This window comes from Paenibacillus sp. JJ1683, assembly GCF_053006485.1.
On record NZ_CM129820.1, the window covers coordinates 3,763,597 to 3,780,910 of the forward strand.

Sequence of the window (17,314 nt, forward strand, 5' to 3'; positions counted from 1 at the left end):
TCCCTCTCGTCAACATCAGTTCTGTAGCGGACCGTTTTTCAGCGCATCCACAATTTCTTCTAATCGCATCCCTCTGGATGCCTTAACCAACACAATATCATCGGCATGGAGATAAGACCGCAAATGCTGGATCAGCTTTTGCTTATCAGTATAAGCGTGTACGTTAGCAGTTGGCATTGTCCCTTGCGCACCCTGCGCAATCGAAGCGCCTAACGCACCATAGGTAAACAGTGCCTCTATGTTATGCTTTGCAGCAAAACGCCCAATTTCCTCATGAAATTGCTTTTCCTCAGCGCCCAGCTCCAGCATATCCCCAAGCACGGCAATTTTACGTCCACCCGTTTGATATGCAGACAACGTCTGAATAGCAGCCTTCATTGAAGCAGGACTGGCATTGTAAGCGTCATTTAGCACGGTAAGTCCATCCGAACACTTCACGACCTCAATGCGCATGCCCGTCAGCTTTAAAGACGACAATCCTTTACGTATATGGTCTGCATCCACATTGAAATGACGTGCTACCGCCAGCGCTGCCAATCCGTTTACAACATTGTGCTGTCCGAGCAAGGGAAGCCGGAAAGCCTCTTGGCCGGATTGGGCTGTTATGAATGAGCTACCTTCTTCATCCGAAGTGATTTCAATTGGATAATCATCATTGTCCGCAGCTAACCCGAACGTGAATAATTTTAATCCTTCAGGCTTGACCGTTTCAGGTTCTGCCAACACTTGTAGAAGTAGTGGTTCATCCCCATTATAAATAAGCAATCCACCAGGTTTAATCCCACTTGCAATTTCCAGCTTTGCACGAGCAATTTCAGCGCGAGAACCAAGCTGAAGTAAATGCGATTCGCCAATGTTAGTTATGACAGCTACATCTGGTTGGGCAATATTAGCCAACAGACGGATTTCCCCGCGTTCACTCATGCCCATCTCCAGAATCAGGATATCTGTATCCTGCGGCATGGACAGTACTGTTAAAGGCAACCCGATATGATTGTTATAATTTCCTTCGGTTTTGTGTACTTTAAAAGTCGTGCCCAATAGAGCATTTACAATATCTTTCGTCGTCGTCTTACCGTTGCTTCCCGTGATTCCGACGACAGAAACGTCAGTTTCGCGCAAGTATGCGGCCGCTAGATGCTGAAGGGCTTCTAACGTATCCTCGACCTCAATAGCATTTACGGACGGAGGTGTTCCATGATCCTTTTGCCATAAATATGCTGTTGCCCCTCCCTCGCTTACTATCTGCTGAACATAATGATGTCCATCAAATCGTTCACCCGCGAGTGGAACGAACAGTCCCAGACTCTGCGGCCTGCGTGAGTCTGTAAAAACGCCCTCAACCATCCGTTCAGCGTCCGCCTCTGCGTGAAGTGTTCCTCCACACATGGATGCAATCTGACCGATTGTTCTTTTCATCACTTGGATAAACCCCTTATCGCTTCTTTGGCTACGATGCGATCATCGAATTCATGCACCGTTTTTCCGATTAACTGGTAAGTCTCGTGACCTTTTCCCGCAATCAATACTACATCGTCAGGGCTTGCCATTTCAACAGCTTTATGAATTGCAGTTCTGCGATCCACGATCAGTTCATAACGTTCGGCAGGTACACCTTCATCAATCAACCCTTGTTCGATGTCTTTCAAAATCAATATCGGGTCTTCTGTTCGCGGATTGTCGGATGTAATAAACGAATGATCGCTGTATCGTGCAGCAATTTTCCCCATCAACGGACGTTTCGTACGATCCCGATCTCCGCCGCATCCAAATACACACCATACTTTACCAATCGCAAATTCCTTTACGGTACGAAGGACATTTTCCAATCCGTCTGGCGTATGGGCATAATCAACGATTACAGCAAAGGGTTGACCCGCATCAACAGGCTCTACGCGCCCATCTACGCCTGCGATAGATTCCAGACTCCGCTTGATATCCACCAACGAGATTTCTTCCAGCAAAGCAGCTGAAATGGCTGCTAGTGCGTTGTACACATTAAACTTGCCTACCATCCGAAGCTCAATATCAGTATCTCCTTTAAAAGTGGAGACATGGAAGGAGGTTCCCTTGGCACTTATAGTGATACGAGACGCTTGCACATCCGAATCCTTTTCCACGCCGTAGGTAATCACTTGGGCCGCAGTTTGAGCCTGCAAATAGGAAGAGGCCGGATCATCTGCATTCAGAACAGCATATTTACTATTGGATGCATCGCGCGAGAAGGCATTTCCCAGTCTGGAAAACAAAAGTCCCTTGGCAGCGCGGTACTCCTCCATCGTGTGGTGATAGTCCAAATGGTCCTGCGTTAGGTTTGTAAATATAGCGGTACGAAAATCTGTTCCTTTGACCCGGCCCTGCTCCAACGCATGTGAGGATACCTCCATGACACAGCATTGAACCCCTTGCTCTGCCATATTCCCGAGATAACGTTGCAGTTCTACTGCTTCAGGCGTTGTGCCGGACATAGGATAAGACTGGCCATTGTAACGCATTTGGATGGTACCAATCAGCCCGGTGTTCACCCCGGCGTCCTTCATAATTTTTTCAATCAGGTATGTTATCGTTGTTTTCCCGTTCGTTCCGGTTATGCCGATCATGCGCATGCGTCGGCTTGGTGAATCGAACATATAATCCGCCAAAACCGCCATGGCATGTCGCGCATCCTTAACAACAAGCTGCGGAACAGGCACATCCAGTTCTCTCTCTACGACCAAAGCCGCCGCCCCAGACGCAACGGCCTGCCCAGCATAGTCATGTCCGTCCACTGTAAAACCAGGCAAGCACAGAAATAAGTCTCCCGGCTGGACACGACGTGAATCCGCCCCGATTCCTCGGCAATCCACTGTACCGTCACCCACCACTCGGGAAACGGCCAGCAGTGAAGCCAATTGTTGAAGCTGCATCTTACATTCCTCCATTGCTCTCTCGTTATTCATAGTATGGTATAAAAAGAACCTATCAATCCCCCATATATATACGGATCGTTGATCCTCGTTCCAATCGAGAGCCTGGCTTCGGTGCCTGACTTACGACCGTCTTGCCTGACCCAGATTTCACGAGCATAAAGTTCATATTCATATCTTCATATAAATCAGCTGCAGTGGCACCTACCAGATCAGGTACCGTTTCAATCGGATTTTCGCCATACTTGTACTCTTTGGCAATTTGATTGGTACGAGGTGGTATTTTCAAGGCAATCAGTGCATCCTTTAAAATATTTTGCACGATTGGAGCAGCAACCACACCGCCGAATTGAATCCCTTTCGGATTATCGACAGCAGTATAGACGACGATTTGCGGATCATCCGCCGGAGCAAAACCAATAAAGGATACAATATGCTCCGAGGAAGAATAACGTCCGTTAATCACCTTTTGTGCTGTCCCCGTTTTACCTCCAACCCGGTAACCCTCAATAAAGGCAGGGCGACCTGTACCTTTAGCGACGACACTTTCCAGCGCTTCCCTTACCTGTCGAGAGGTATCCTCTGAAACAACTCTACGCACCAGTTCCGGCTCCACTTTTTCGAGAACCTTTCCAGTTCCGGGCTGAATCCAGCCTTTTGTAATGTGAGGCTTATAAAGATTGCCACCATTGATTGCTGCCGATACAGCCGTAACCTGCTGAATCGGAGTAACAGATACCCCTTGACCAAAGGCCGTAGTAGCCAGCTCTACAGGTCCGACCTGAGGTAGCTTGAACAAAATGCCATTGCCCTCACCAATCATGTCAATTCCTGTTTTGCTGCCAAAGCCGAAATTGCGAATGTACTTGAACAGTGTTTCTTTGCCCAGACGTTGTCCCAATGTTACAAAACCGGGATTGCATGAATTTTCCACCACTTGAAGAAAGGTTTGGCTGCCATGCCCGCCTTTTTTCCAACAACGCAGACGTGCTCCACCAACTTCAATATATCCCGGATCAAAGAAACGGTCATTTTTGAGATTGACCTTCTTTTCTTCCAAGGCAGCGGCAAGGGTAATAATTTTAAAAGTAGACCCAGGTTCATATGTCATCCAAATCGGCAGATTGCGATTATAAATTTCAGGCGCATATTGCTTGTAAAGCGCTGGCTCATAGCTTGGCCGTCCAGCCATGCCTAATATTTCACCCGTTTTGGGGTTCATCGCAATAGACAACGCGGACTTCGCCTGAAATTTGACCATGGCTTGGTCAAGCTCTCGTTCCATAATGGATTGCACCGATTTATCAATGGTTAATTGTAAATTCAGTCCATCCTTCGGTTCAATGTACTTTTCAGAAGAACCAGGCATCAGACGGCCACCTGCGTCTGATAAATACGCGATGCTTCCATCGATTCCCCGAAGCTTACTGTTTTGCTGCTTCTCTACGCCTGTCAGCCCTTGATTATCAATTCCGGTAAATCCAAGAATATGAGCCGCTAGATCACCATAAGGATAATAACGTTTGTTGTCTTCAGCAACAACGATACCCGGCAGCTTCAAATCACGAATTTTCTGGGCTTTCTCCATCGTAATTTTTCGTCCACCGGGCTGAAGTTTTTGGCTTGCTGTTCGTTTGGTAATCAGCTTGAGCACTTTATCCTCACTCATATCTAGCAACGGCGCCAGCCTGCGAGCCGTTTCTTCCGGCTCCTTAATCTGTACTGGTATCGCCATGACAGTCGGCGAACTGACATTATAGGTCAGCGCAGTACCCTGTCGATCCAAAATTTCGCCACGCTTGGCGGCAAAAGGAATATTGCGGCGCCACGAATCCTCAGCCTTGACTGAGAGCTCGCCTCCTTTACCCAATTGAACATAGGCGAGCCGGATCGACAAGGCCGCAAACAGTACAAACAATCCCAGTAGCCCCCATACCAGCCTACGCCGCATGGTCACGTTAGATTTTTTCAAACGCGCCCCCTCCGTTCCTCAAATACTCATGACATGTCTTACCTCATGAATATTCAAAAGAACGGACATTAGAACAAGCTATCAGTTATCTTCGCCTTTAATCGCGGCAGCACTTTTCTCATCTGCTACAGCAGATATTCCTCCCTTTGGAGTTCCCGCATTTGTTTCAGTATTCGCAGTAGTATCGGCTTTGGTTTTAGTATCGGCTTCCGTTTTCGTTGCATTGCCTGTCTCGTTAGCTGCAACTCCAGTGGTCGAGTCCTGTGTTTCCTCCGGCTTCACTCCGGTCACTGTTTCTTTGGCCGGCTGAAGCGTCACACTGACGACCCGCTTGCCATTTACCATTTGTGCCTTTTGAGAGACAACATACCCTTCCCCGCTTACCTGAACACCAACCTTCATAAGCGTCAGAACTTGAAGTGTGTCACGCAACGAGACACCTGTAAAATCGGGAATCGTCATGTTGGCACTATCCTCAGTCAGCAAATAGATGCGCTGTCCCGGTTTCATTTTGACGCCTGCTTCAGGATACTGACGAACAATTTTGGAGCCTTTACCTACCGTTTCGTAAGCAATCCCCTGTTTGAGCAATGCGTTTTGCGCATCCTTCTTCACTTGGCCTGTTAATTGTGGTACCGTTGGCAAATTCACCGTTTTCGCTGCAGCCCCACCTGATTTATTCGTTTTGGTTCCCGTTTTGGGAACCCCCATATATTGCAGCGATTGGGACACGATTTTTTTAAACACAGGTGCTGCTGCTGTACCGCCGCCTACCGATTTGTTAGGTTCATCCATAACTACCAAGACAGCTATTTTCGGATCATTTACTGGTGCAAAACCAATAAAAGACACGACATCCTTCGAATGATCGTAAACTTTTCCGACGACTTTCGTCGCTGTCCCTGTTTTACCAGCAACACGATATCCGTCAATATAAGCTAGACGTCCCGTACCAATTTCCTGGTCAGACACGACCTGCTCCAGATAGCTGCTTGTCTGAGTTGCCGATTCCTGAGTAATCACTTGGCGGACTTCCTTCGGTTGAATCGTCTGCACTTCGCCTGTATCTGGGTTTATAATTTCCTTCACCAGATGAGGCTGCATCAACTTCCCACCGTTAGCAATCGCCGAGATCGCTGCCACCTGCTGAATTGGCGTTACCTGGACCCGTCCGTGTCCATATGAAGCCGTTGCGACTTCGGATTTGTACTGGGTATGGAATGTGATAGCACCGGTAGACTCACTCGGAAGATCAATGCCTGTTTTGACACCAAACCCAAAGTTATTGATATACTTCTTCAGTCTCTCGCCACCCAGCTTATCCAGCCCCAAATGGACAAAACCGACGTTACTTGAACGCTTGACCCCTTGAAGATAGGTTAATGTTCCCCAGCTACGGCTTACGTCACGAATATCCCAGCCTCCGACACGAATCATACCAGATTGGTAGGTCTCATTCGGATTAAATACCTTTTCTTGAACCGCAGCAGCCAAGGTTACTATCTTAAACGTGGAGCCTGGTTCGTAGATAGACTGAGTAGCATTATTACGGAAATTTTCCAAAGGTGTACTCCCATATGTATTGGGATTAAAATTCGGATAAGTCGCCAAACCGAGAACATCCATCGTTTTGGGATCAGCCGCTACGACAGTCATCGTTTTGGGATTATACTTTGCGATAGCTTCCTGCATGGCATCCTCTATATAATACTGAATCGTATCATCAATCGTCAGCTTTAAATTTTTACCATTTTGTGCCGGCTCATAGACACTTTCCGATCCCTGAAGAGGAACTCCCTTTCGGTCCCGCTGATATAGAAGCTTTCCAGCCGTGCCGGAGAGCTCTTTATTGTAATAAGCTTCCAACCCCATACCTGCTGTACCATCTTTTCGCAAATAGCCAAGGACATGAGAAGCCAGCTTATTTTCTGGATAATAGCGTTTGGATTCCTGAACAGTGTCCACAGCTCCAACTACCTCATACTTATCCTTCAAATACTCTTTGAATGTATCCACCTGTGCCTTCACCTCAGGGTCTACCTTCCAGCCTCCATTACGAATCTCACGGTTTTTTAAATAGTTACCCTTTTTATCCTTTGCAGATAGATGTCTTCTCAGTTCATCCTCAGGCGTTTTGAGAAGCTGATGCAGCTTGGCTACAACCTCATTCTCCAGATCATACTCCTGTATGATGCTAGGGTTGACAACCACCGTGTAAGCCGGTGCATCCGTAGCTAGTACATTCCCTTTACGGTCCATTATAGTTCCACGCTTGGGCTGAATCACCTGGTCTCTTTCTATCTGTGCAACTACCTGATTATGCCAGTATTCCCCACTCACAACTTGAATCCAAAATACTTTAAGTAGCAGAACAAGAAAAAAGAGGGTAATACATCCCCCTATCAGCAGTGTGCGAAGCTTTATTCTTTTGACCATAGCTCAAACCTCTCTGCAAAAAAATATACGTCAGAGCATAGCTTGATGCTATGCTCTTAACTATTTGGCAGCCTGCTTTTCCACACGAATGGGCTCTCTTGTTGGTTCGATATATCCCTGTTCCTTTGCAGTAGGCACAATCTGATTCTCCAGACGTTCCTTCTGAATCTTCAATTGGGCGATATTGGTCTGTAATTTGGAAATGTCCTTGCTGGCTGTATTAATCGCATAATTAATTTGATAAATGTGCGCATATCTGCCAATCAACGTCCCCGCAATGACAATGCATGCTACAAGTGTCAATAGATACAGCAGCTTTTCTCGAATCGGCAGCTCTCTGCGGCGTGTAACGACTTTAGTGGTCTCACGATACCGTTGTTGCTGAACCTGTTCCTGACGGGCTCTTTCTTTTACAGCCAAATTACCGCGTGTATAAGCCATGTCGCCTCTCCTTCTCCATTAAATTTACAATTTTTCGGCAACTCTCAGCTTGGCTGACCGGGATCGTGGATTAAGCTCTAACTCTTCTTCTGATGCCACAATCGGCTTACGATTCACCAGCTTTAAATCGCCTACCATTTTGTCATCCAGAATCGGCAAGTCAGACGGATAGATGCTTTTCGCCAAATACTCCTTGAAAATATGCTTGCATATCCGATCCTCCAAGGAATGAAACGTAATAACCGAAATTCTGCCCCCTGGAGCCAGACATCTTACTGCCTGATGCAAAGTATCTTCCAGTGCACCCAACTCATCATTCACAGCAATCCGCAAAGCCTGAAAACTGCGTTTAGCCGGATGTCCCCCGGTTCTGCGTGCCGCAGCCGGAATTCCTTCTTTGATAATATCGACAAGTTCCCCCGTTGTGTGAATAGGCTTGTTCATTCTACGTTCAACCATGATCTTCGCGATCCGCCTGGAGAACTTCTCTTCTCCATATTGAAACAGAATACGTGCAATCTCCGCTTCCGGCCATTCATTAACAATTTCATATGCCGTAAGCGAACTGCTCTGATCCATCCGCATATCTAGCGGTGCATCATGATTGTAACTGAATCCCCGCTCCCCCTCATCGAACTGGGGCGAGGATACACCCAGGTCGAACAAAATACCCTGGACCTGCGGGACGCCGTCTTTTTCGGGCAATCCCAGTTCGGCCAGCTTGTCCTGCAAGTGGCGGAAGTTGGATTTCACTAATGAAATCTTTCCTTCATAGGCTGACAGCTTCTCTCGTGCATTGTTCAATGCCCAGTCGTCCTGATCAAAGGCAATAAGCCTCCCCTCAGGGCCAAGCTGTGATGCAATGACGGAACTGTGTCCTGCCCCTCCCAACGTGCAGTCCACATAAATCCCGTCCTGCCTGATGTTTAGTGCCTGTGTTGCTTCTTCCTTGAGTACGGTAATGTGGTGAAACAAACGGCTGACCTCCTAAATTACAATTCAAAGTTGAAATCAACCAATTTCTCAGCAATGTCGTTAAATGCTTCTTCTGATTGGTTGAAATATTGCTCCCAAGTGTGCTTACTCCAAATCTCTACCCGGGTGGACACTCCCAATACGACGCACTCTTTTGTAAGCTTGGCGTATTCGCACAAATTCCCCGGTAAATTTACCCTGCCCTGTTTGTCCAATTCGCATTCAGTCGCTCCCGAGAAAAAAAACCGGGTAAACGCACGCGCATCAGCCTTCATCAAAGGCAGTGCTTTAAGTTTTTTCTCCATGACAGCCCACTCATCCATAGGATACACGAAGAGGCATTGGTCCAGCCCGCGGGTAACCACGAACGAGGCACCGAGAAGTTCACGAAACTTGGCCGGGACAGTAAGCCGACCCTTCTCATCAATGCTATGTTGGAACTCCCCCATAAACATTGGTTTCGTCACCCCTTACCCCATTCTCCCACTTTGGCCCACTTTCCACCACCTAAGCATAATAGATTCGCTTTAAAAAATCAAAGACCTCTTTTTCATTACGAAAAAGTGATAAACCTAGAATTCGGGCATATGTCTGTTATTGTTGCCCCACGTCATAAGATGCCAAAAAGCCCCTTATCCCATGAAGTCGAACCCCCGACAATATGCATCAGGTTTCGAAACAACACGGAATAAAGGGCTTATTCTCTATCCATCATGTCAACCTATACAAGCACTTGCTTAAAAATGCACCATTTCTGCAGCGGACATCGTGACCGAAAATAGATTAGGCGTTCCAGCTGTCCAGATAGACCTTTTGGTCTTCTGTTAATGTATCAATCTTGATTCCCAGACTATCAAGCTTGAATCGAGCCACTTGCTCATCAATTTCATAAGGTACATTAATCACAGCTTTACCCAGCTCGTTGTAACGATCATTCACATATTTCAAGCCAAGTGCCTGAAGAGCAAATGTCGTATCCATAATCTCTGCTGGATGACCGTCAGCGGCAGCTAGATTCACGAGGCGCCCTTCTGCGAGCAAATACATTTTACGTCCATCTTTAAAGCGGTATTCTTCGATATTGCGACGCACTGTGCGAATGGATTCGGAGCGTTTAGCAAGCTCAGGCTTGCTAACCTCCACATCAAAATGCCCTGCGTTACACAGCACAGCTCCATCCTTCATAACATCAAAGTGTTCCCCTGTAATTACAGCTTTATTTCCAGTTACTGTAATGAAGAAGTCACCCAGTTTGGCAGCTTCCACCATTGGCAATACATGAAAACCATCCATATGGGCTTCTACAGCCTTGATTGGATCAACTTCCGTTACAACCACGTTGGCTCCCAGCCCTTTCGCACGCATTGCAACCCCCTTGCCGCACCATCCATAACCCACCACAACAACTGTACTTCCTGCCACAACCAGATTAGTCGTACGAATAATACCGTCGAAAGCTGACTGGCCTGTACCATAGCGATTGTCGAACAAATATTTACAGTAAGCATCATTTACAGCTACCATCGGAAAGTGAAGCTGCCCTTCTTTTTCCAAGGCCTTCAAACGAATAATCCCTGTAGTGGTCTCCTCTGCTCCTCCACGGATCGTAGAAATCAGATCAGGCCGTTCAGATTGCAACAGAGTAACCAGGTCACCACCGTCATCTATAATGAGATCTGGCTTAGTTTCCAGAGCCTTGATTTGCAAATTCTTGAATTCCTCTGGATCTGGATTGTATTTAGCTAATACCGTAACGCCATCTTCTACTAATGCAGCGCAAACATCATCTTGTGTCGACAAAGGATTACTACCCGTAATGGTGACCTGTGCTCCACCTGCTTGTACCACTTTAGCCAGGTAAGCAGTTTTGGCCTCCAGATGTAAACAAATCGTTACCTTCAGACCAGCAAAAGGCTGCTCTTGCTCGAATTGTTGACGTATACGGTTCAATACCGGCATATGGGCTTCTACCCAATCAATTTTCAAATGACCTTCAGGGGCCAAGTTAAGATCGTGAATAATGCTATTTTGCAGGGAATGGGAAGTCATTTGTTATTTCCTCCTAAATATTAGTTAAATTCGTTTATGATCATTATACATAAATCACACGATGCGTTCCCGACAGATCCAATGGTACGTTCATAATCATATTCATCAGGTCGAGACCATAACGATTCAGAAAATGATAGATCGTATATGCACGCTCCTGCGGCTGTCCAAATGGGAAAAGCGACCACTCGATATGATCCCAGTGGCGAAGTGCTGTTCCATTTTGCCGAAGCAGCGCTTCCTGCACCTTTGCCTCCAGATAGGAAATCTGCCCCAGAATTTTCTCACAGTTGGTTTCTCCGAGCTGTAGCAAACCTTTCTCTATCATCCCTGTCTGCTGTATAAGCGGTTTATAGATGCGGACAAAAGCATCCTTAGCCTCGGAAAACTGATCCTGCATTCCAAGCTGATCTTGAGTGGCGATCCATTGCTTTTTCCGTTCCTCAAGCCCGTCTCTAACTTGACCAAAAGTTAGCTCGTACTTAAGCATATGCTTCTCCACACCTGGCTCCATCAATGTAAAAGACATACGCGGCAGCAGTATTGGCATCTGCATCTCCAACACTTCGAAAGCATCCCGTGTAATTGCCCAGTAGGCAATTTCTCCTAGACCCAGCACAGATGCCAGTACGGGGAACAGTGAATCCTGCATGAGAGGACGGGTTAGTACATTGTTACTAAAACGTTCGGGGTGTCTATCTATCTCTTCAAGCAGTTCATCCGCTGTAAACGCCACTAAACCGCGTCGATCTGTGAATAATCCAGCTTTTTTGAAAAGCAGTAGGCGTTCCTCTTCATGAATGTAAAAAAGGTTCGCACCACCTTCATGCACATCCGCTTGTAAATGATAACCATAGTCCACGATCCGCGTAGCGGTTGTCCTATACGCTGTCTCCAACTCATCATTGTGCTGAACCAACTGTCTAAAAACGGATGTCTCTAGCTTGCGCAGCAAAGGATCTGCAGAATCCATGAGCACCAATCCATAGGTACCAAACAAACGACCCATCAGCTTGGCAAAGGCATCACTTAGTCCATATGACTCTGTCAAACCCTGCTCAATCATGTGCATAATATCGGTCTTATGTTCTGAATCTGGCAAGCATTGCTCTATATCCGCCATAGCTTGCTTCCACTCAACCGTATCGACTTTAATAGCACTAACTGAAGAACGACGTTCAGGCTGCTTATTCAGCTTGATTTTAACTGCTTGCGGGTCTTTTGCCATTACGTATGTATGATTGACCTCGTCCCAGTCATGATCTTCACCAGCAATCCAGAAAATTGGAATAACCGGACGTCCAAGCCGTTCTTCAGCTTCTCTAGCTGCTTTAATAATCGTAGCGGCTTTATAAATGACCAGCATCGGGCCTGTGAACAGGCCACTTTGCTGTCCGCCAACTACTACTAAAGCATCTGGGCTTTCCAAACGGTCCAATGAAGTATGAACCGCCTCATGCGAATTGTGTTGCTCATTGTATATACGAAGACATGCTACGACATCCTTACGGTTTAATCGCAGATGCTCCGTCTTATCCAGCCACTTCGCCCGTTGGGCATAAGCATCGGCGTGCAGAATATCATATTCATACAAATCGCTTGCGCGTCCTGTACCCTGTATATAGTCTTCTGCCAAAGCCGACCCTCCGCGAAGCGTTTCCGGAACTATTTTCATGGGTCTGCCTCCTGTCTCCACCAAAACCTTACTGCTTGATTGTACCGAAAGCCCATGTCCACGTCAAAGCTTCCTACAAAAAAACCGCCGAATAACTCGGCGGTTGGTGTATAGAACAAAATCAAGCGTAAGGTTCAGCTACAAAATGTCCTTTAGACACTTCGATAAGCGTGGCATTTTCCAGATTATAAGCCCCTGCCTTATTATCGGACGCGTTATGAATCGGTCCGCCTTGATCATCAGGCATAATAATTCGCTTTTTGTTGGCTTCAACTTCCGGATCAGGAAGTGGAATCGCCGACAAAAGCATTTTCGTATACGGATGAATCGGATTGGCATATAATTCAGAGCTTTCAGCAAGCTCCACCATTCTGCCTCTATACATTACAGCTACCCGATCACTGATGTGCTTGACCATCGACAGATCATGCGCAATGAACAGGTACGTCAGACCAAGACGTTCTTGAAGCTCTTTCAACAGGTTGACAACTTGAGCCTGAATAGATACGTCAAGCGCTGAAATCGGCTCATCACAAATGATGAACTTAGGATTAACAGCCAATGCACGGGCAATACCAATCCGCTGACGTTGACCACCAGAAAACTCATGCGGATAGCGTGTTGCATGGTCAGGGTTCAAACCAACCAGATCGAGTAATTCCTCAATCCGTTTCTTACGTTCTGCACGGCTACCTGCCATATTGTGAATATCCAGTGCCTCACCAATAATATCAGACACGGTAAAACGTGGGTTCAATGATGCATACGGATCTTGAAAGATCATCTGCATATCACGACGCATTGCTTTCATTTTCCCCGGTGATAATTTGTAAATATCTGTGCCGTTAAAACGTACGCTACCTGCTGTAGGCTCATACAAGCGCAAAATAGTACGACCCGCTGTAGACTTACCACAACCGGATTCGCCAACCATACCCAGCGTTTCACCCTCACGAATATAGAAATTCAGGTTATCCACCGCTTTGAGCACACGGTTTTTGCCAACATTAAAATACTTTTTAAGGCCTTCAACTTCAATTAAATTGTTGCTACTCACCATGATCTCACCTCCTATTTCTTCAACTTCGGATCAAGCGCATCACGCAAGCCGTCGCCAAAAAGGTTGAACGCAAGCATAATCAAACTGATCAAACCTGCTGGGAAAAGCATCCGCCAAGGGTAATACATCCACCCTGTCAGAGCTGATTCAATCATTGAACCCAGCGATGCCTGAGGAGCCTGTACCCCTAATCCAAGGAAGCTCAGGAATGCCTCGGAGAAAATAGCACTTGGAACCGTCAAGGTCAATGTGACAATGATTGGTCCTACCGCGTTAGGCAACAAGTGACGGAACAACAAACGACCTGCACCAGCACCCATTGAACGGGAAGCAAGTACGAATTCTCGGTTTTTAAGTTGCAGCATTTCACCACGTACAATCCACGACATGTTAATCCACCCTGTTACACAGAGCGCAATAATAATGGTGGTGATACTTGGCTCCAGTACAACCAGCAACAGAATTGTAACAAGCAAGTAAGGAATGGAATACAAGATTTCAGAAAATTTATTCATGATTTCATCAACGCGGCCACCAAAGTAACCCATAATTCCACCATAAATTACACCAATCATCAAGTCAATCATTGCAGCAGCCAAACCAATAATCAATGAAATCCGAGCGCCCATCCAAGTACGTACAAACATATCACGCCCCAGATCATCTGTTCCGAACCAATGTTCCGCCGATGGAGGAAGATTGGTGCTCAACAAATCATTCGTGCGGTCATCGTATGGCGACAGCATCGGACCAATAATTGAAGCAAGCACTATGAGAACCAAAACGCTTAAGCTCGTCATAGCCAATTTATTTTTACGAAGACGCTCCCAAGCATCTCGCCAAGCGGATAAGCTTTCACGCTGAATAACTTCAGACTGCTTTTCATCCGCTCCGACCCTCTGGAAATCTTCCGGTTTCACCTGAAGTTTATCCAAGTTCACAGCATTATCTTTAACAGACATAAAGTTATCCCTCCTTCCCGCCAGTAAGCTTAATCCGCGGATCAATAAATCCATATGCAATATCCGTAATAAAACGTGCCACCATCAACAAAATACCGTAAAAAATAGTAACTCCCATAATCATCGTATAATCACGGGTTGTAATACTATCTACGAACACCTTACCGATACCGCCAATCCCGAAGATTCGTTCAATAACAACCGAACCCGTAATAATATTGGCTGTCATTGGTCCTACATAGGTAACAACTGGAAGAATGGCATTACGTATAACGTGTTTGAACATAATTGTAATGGATTTCAAACCTTTAGCCTTGGCAGTCTTAATGTAATCTGCATGGAGTACTTCCAGCATGCTGGAACGCGTTAGTCGAGCGATAAACGCAATCGGTGAAGCAGATAGAGCCGCAACTGGCAAGAAGTAATCCATCGGGCCTTCAAAGCCCATAACATTAAACCAGCCTAACTGTTGAGCAAAGAAAAATTGAATTAACGATGCCAGAACGAAGCTGGGAACCGCAATCCCCATGATAGCTAATACCATAGCGACGTTATCTATGAGCCTACGATGATACAAAGCTGCTAGCATTCCTAGCAAGATACCGACAATTATCGACACGATTATGGCAACAAAACCGAGTTTGAGGGAAACCGTAAACGTTTGTCCGATAATGTCAGTTACACTTTGATTCAGCTTTTTCATAGAAATACCAAAATCACCTGAAGCAATATCACCTAAGTATTTAAAATATTGGACATATACAGGCTTATCCAGCCCATATTGCTCCATTAACCGGGCTTGAATCTCAGGAGAAGTCGCTTTTTCACTCATGAAGGGGTTACCCGGAATTGCTTTCATGAGAAAAAACGTCGCAGAGATCAGAATGAACAAAGACAGCAACATATAAAAGAATTTACTGATCAAATAACGCGTCATTGCCCGTTTACACCCCCCATAAATTATTTTCGACACCATTCGATTTTATCGAAATAGAATTGGACTGTCCAATCTACTTATTTGCATGGTTACATGATGATGGAAAAGACTAGGACACACAAAAAAAACGGGATATATATGGTTCAATCCACATATATATCCCGAAGTAACTATCAAACTTCAGAATTAAGCTTCAGTTACTGTGTAATATACGCTCTTGTGAAATCAATTGCTCCACTAAAGTCAAGTCCAATGTCTTTTACATTCTGTTTCGTTAAAGAAACATTTGAATAGTAATAGATCGGAAGCATTACCATATCATCTTGAACCAGAATTTTCTCTGCTTTCGCAAAATCTTCCATGCGTTTAGCTGGATCAGTTTCTGTTTTAGCAGCTTTAATCAATTCATCATACGCAGGGTTAGCATAACCTGAGTTGTTGTTACCATTGCCTGTTGTCCACATATCCAGGAATGTCATTGGATCATTATAGTCAGCAGACCAACCACCACGAGCGATTTGGAAATTCAGCTTGTTACGTGTTTGGATAAATACGCCCCACTCTTGGTTTTGAGTTTTAACATCTACACCAAGATTTTTCTTCCACATATCAGCTACTGCCAAAGCAATTTTTTGGTGACTTTCACTGGAGTTGTACAGCATAGTTATTGTAGGAAGCGTAGTCATGCCTTCTTCTTTCATACCTTCTTGAAGCAATTTTTTCGCTTCAGTGAAATCTTCTTTGAAGAAATCATCTTTATGCTCACTACGGAATTCTTGAGAAACTCCTTTGATACCTGGAGGTACAAAGCCGTAAGCAGGAATTTGACCGCCCATTGTTACACGTTCAACGATCGGTTGGCGTTGAATAGCCATCGCAAACGCTTTACGGATTTTAGCATTGTTAAATGGTTTTTCTGTTACATTAAACAGATAGTAGTACGTACTTGCAATTCCTTTAGCCTTAAATTCATTAGGCAATTCGTTTTTCACAGCCGTAATTTGGTCAGTAGGAATTTCACCTGTTGGCATACCTGAATAATCAAGTTGTCCACTTCTGTACGAAGCCAGTTCAGTTGCACCACTGTTTACAAGGGACATTGTGATTTTGCTCAACTTGATCTCGTCTTTACCCCAGTAGTTTTCGTTCTTGGAAACTTCGATCTTTTGACCGCTATCCCAAGTCGTCAATGTGAAAGGTCCGTTAGTAATCATGCTATCTTTCTGAACTGCCCACTTATCATTACCTTTAATAGAAGGGTTTACAGGATAGAAAGTGTAGAAAGAAGTCAATCCCAAGAAGTAAGGAGTTGGATGTTCCAGCTCTACTTGCAATGTATGGTCATCAACAGCTTTGACACCTACATCTTTAAAGTCTGTAACTTTTGTTCCTTTATAAGATTTCGAAGTGCTCAGGTTGTAGCCCTCAGCATTCTTGATATAGTACAATTGGTAAGCATATGGAGGTGCAGGAGCCGTTGAAGGATCCAATACCCGTTGCCAAGCGAATACGAAGTCGCTTGCTTTGACTGGGTCGCCATTACTCCATTTTGCAGTATCACGAAGTTTGAACGTGTAGGTTTTGCCGTCATCGGAAATTTTCCAAGATTCAGCAACGCCAGGGATTTCTTTGCCGTCAGGACCCATACGTACGAGACCTTCATACAAAGTTTTCAGAACCGCGTTGGTTTGACTATCCTGAGCTTGTGCCGGATCGAAGGTTGGCGGCTCGGAAGAAAGGTTAACGCGCAAAATTTGCTTGTCGGCCGGGGCCGGCGTAGTCGAGGTGTTTTCTTGTGCGCCCTTACCATTGGTATCATTCTTGCCGCCGCAACCTGCGAGCAGTGCGCCAACTGCAAGAACGAGTGTCAAAAGGACTAAAAAGCTTTTCCTTTTCATCTA

The 17,314-nt window shown here is 45.6% G+C and carries 13 protein-coding genes; all 13 read right to left on the minus strand.

Annotated features, from left to right (window positions below):
• Window positions 1–15: 15 nt before the first annotated feature.
• Window positions 16–1,419 (minus strand): UDP-N-acetylmuramoyl-tripeptide--D-alanyl-D-alanine ligase, encoded by a 1,404-nt coding sequence (locus ACUC6J_RS16065; RefSeq protein WP_447250302.1) that lies wholly within the window; start codon window positions 1,417–1,419, stop codon window positions 16–18.
• Window positions 1,419–2,906 (minus strand): UDP-N-acetylmuramoyl-L-alanyl-D-glutamate--2,6-diaminopimelate ligase, encoded by a 1,488-nt coding sequence (locus ACUC6J_RS16070; RefSeq protein ID WP_447249092.1) that lies wholly within the window; start codon window positions 2,904–2,906, stop codon window positions 1,419–1,421. The genes ACUC6J_RS16065 and ACUC6J_RS16070 overlap by 1 nt, the downstream gene beginning before the upstream one ends.
• 55 nt (window positions 2,907–2,961) lie before the next feature.
• On the minus strand, window positions 2,962–4,878 hold the full coding sequence (locus ACUC6J_RS16075) for a stage V sporulation protein D (protein ID WP_447249093.1): 1,917 nt from the start codon (window positions 4,876–4,878) through the stop codon (window positions 2,962–2,964).
• Between the two features lie 81 nt (window positions 4,879–4,959).
• Complete coding sequence (locus ACUC6J_RS16080) at window positions 4,960–7,314, minus strand: penicillin-binding transpeptidase domain-containing protein (RefSeq protein WP_090889367.1); 2,355 nt, start codon at window positions 7,312–7,314, stop codon at window positions 4,960–4,962.
• Window positions 7,315–7,374: 60 nt separating this feature from the next.
• Window positions 7,375–7,755 (minus strand): hypothetical protein, encoded by a 381-nt coding sequence (locus tag ACUC6J_RS16085; RefSeq protein ID WP_013372097.1) that lies wholly within the window; start codon window positions 7,753–7,755, stop codon window positions 7,375–7,377.
• Window positions 7,756–7,779: 24 nt separating this feature from the next.
• The gene (gene rsmH, locus ACUC6J_RS16090; protein ID WP_025365345.1) at window positions 7,780–8,730 is read right to left on the minus strand and encodes a 16S rRNA (cytosine(1402)-N(4))-methyltransferase RsmH; all 951 of its coding nucleotides are present in this window, start codon (window positions 8,728–8,730) and stop codon (window positions 7,780–7,782) included.
• 17 nt (window positions 8,731–8,747) lie between these two features.
• Entirely contained in the window at window positions 8,748–9,185 is a 438-nt protein-coding gene (gene mraZ / locus ACUC6J_RS16095; protein ID WP_013311099.1) for a division/cell wall cluster transcriptional repressor MraZ, read from the minus strand.
• 328 nt (window positions 9,186–9,513) lie between these two features.
• The gene (locus ACUC6J_RS16100) at window positions 9,514–10,779 is read right to left on the minus strand and encodes an adenosylhomocysteinase (RefSeq protein ID WP_017428137.1); all 1,266 of its coding nucleotides are present in this window, start codon (window positions 10,777–10,779) and stop codon (window positions 9,514–9,516) included.
• A gap of 43 nt (window positions 10,780–10,822) precedes the next feature.
• The gene (gene bshC, locus ACUC6J_RS16105) at window positions 10,823–12,454 is read right to left on the minus strand and encodes a bacillithiol biosynthesis cysteine-adding enzyme BshC (RefSeq protein WP_025365346.1); all 1,632 of its coding nucleotides are present in this window, start codon (window positions 12,452–12,454) and stop codon (window positions 10,823–10,825) included.
• 121 nt (window positions 12,455–12,575) lie between these two features.
• Window positions 12,576–13,514, minus strand: a complete 939-nt coding sequence (locus ACUC6J_RS16110) for an ABC transporter ATP-binding protein (protein ID WP_016821552.1) — start codon at window positions 13,512–13,514, stop codon at window positions 12,576–12,578.
• Window positions 13,515–13,525: 11 nt separating this feature from the next.
• Window positions 13,526–14,476, minus strand: a complete 951-nt coding sequence (locus ACUC6J_RS16115; RefSeq protein WP_016821553.1) for an ABC transporter permease — start codon at window positions 14,474–14,476, stop codon at window positions 13,526–13,528.
• A 4-nt stretch (window positions 14,477–14,480) separates the two neighbouring features.
• A complete protein-coding gene (locus tag ACUC6J_RS16120; protein ID WP_016821554.1) occupies window positions 14,481–15,413 on the minus strand; it encodes an ABC transporter permease in 933 nt (310 codons plus the stop codon).
• Window positions 15,414–15,610: 197 nt separating this feature from the next.
• Window positions 15,611–17,311, minus strand: a complete 1,701-nt coding sequence (locus ACUC6J_RS16125; protein WP_222822135.1) for a peptide ABC transporter substrate-binding protein — start codon at window positions 17,309–17,311, stop codon at window positions 15,611–15,613.
• Window positions 17,312–17,314 lie beyond the last annotated feature (3 nt).

What these genes read in the sequence shown, in the direction of transcription:
- ACUC6J_RS16120 (WP_016821554.1), bottom strand. Translation starts at nt 15,413, where the DNA reads ATGACGCGTTATTTGATCAGTAAATTCTTTTATATGTTGCTGTCTTTG.
- ACUC6J_RS16080 (WP_090889367.1), bottom strand. Translation starts at nt 7,314, where the DNA reads ATGGTCAAAAGAATAAAGCTTCGCACACTGCTGATAGGGGGATGTATT.
- ACUC6J_RS16065 (WP_447250302.1), bottom strand. Translation starts at nt 1,419, where the DNA reads ATGAAAAGAACAATCGGTCAGATTGCATCCATGTGTGGAGGAACACTT.
- ACUC6J_RS16100 (WP_017428137.1), bottom strand. Translation starts at nt 10,779, where the DNA reads ATGACTTCCCATTCCCTGCAAAATAGCATTATTCACGATCTTAACTTG.
- mraZ (WP_013311099.1), bottom strand. Translation starts at nt 9,185, where the DNA reads ATGTTTATGGGGGAGTTCCAACATAGCATTGATGAGAAGGGTCGGCTT.
- ACUC6J_RS16125 (WP_222822135.1), bottom strand. Translation starts at nt 17,311, where the DNA reads ATGAAAAGGAAAAGCTTTTTAGTCCTTTTGACACTCGTTCTTGCAGTT.
- ACUC6J_RS16085 (WP_013372097.1), bottom strand. Translation starts at nt 7,755, where the DNA reads ATGGCTTATACACGCGGTAATTTGGCTGTAAAAGAAAGAGCCCGTCAG.
- ACUC6J_RS16110 (WP_016821552.1), bottom strand. Translation starts at nt 13,514, where the DNA reads ATGGTGAGTAGCAACAATTTAATTGAAGTTGAAGGCCTTAAAAAGTAT.
- ACUC6J_RS16115 (WP_016821553.1), bottom strand. Translation starts at nt 14,476, where the DNA reads ATGTCTGTTAAAGATAATGCTGTGAACTTGGATAAACTTCAGGTGAAA.
- bshC (WP_025365346.1), bottom strand. Translation starts at nt 12,454, where the DNA reads ATGAAAATAGTTCCGGAAACGCTTCGCGGAGGGTCGGCTTTGGCAGAA.
- ACUC6J_RS16070 (WP_447249092.1), bottom strand. Translation starts at nt 2,906, where the DNA reads ATGCAGCTTCAACAATTGGCTTCACTGCTGGCCGTTTCCCGAGTGGTG.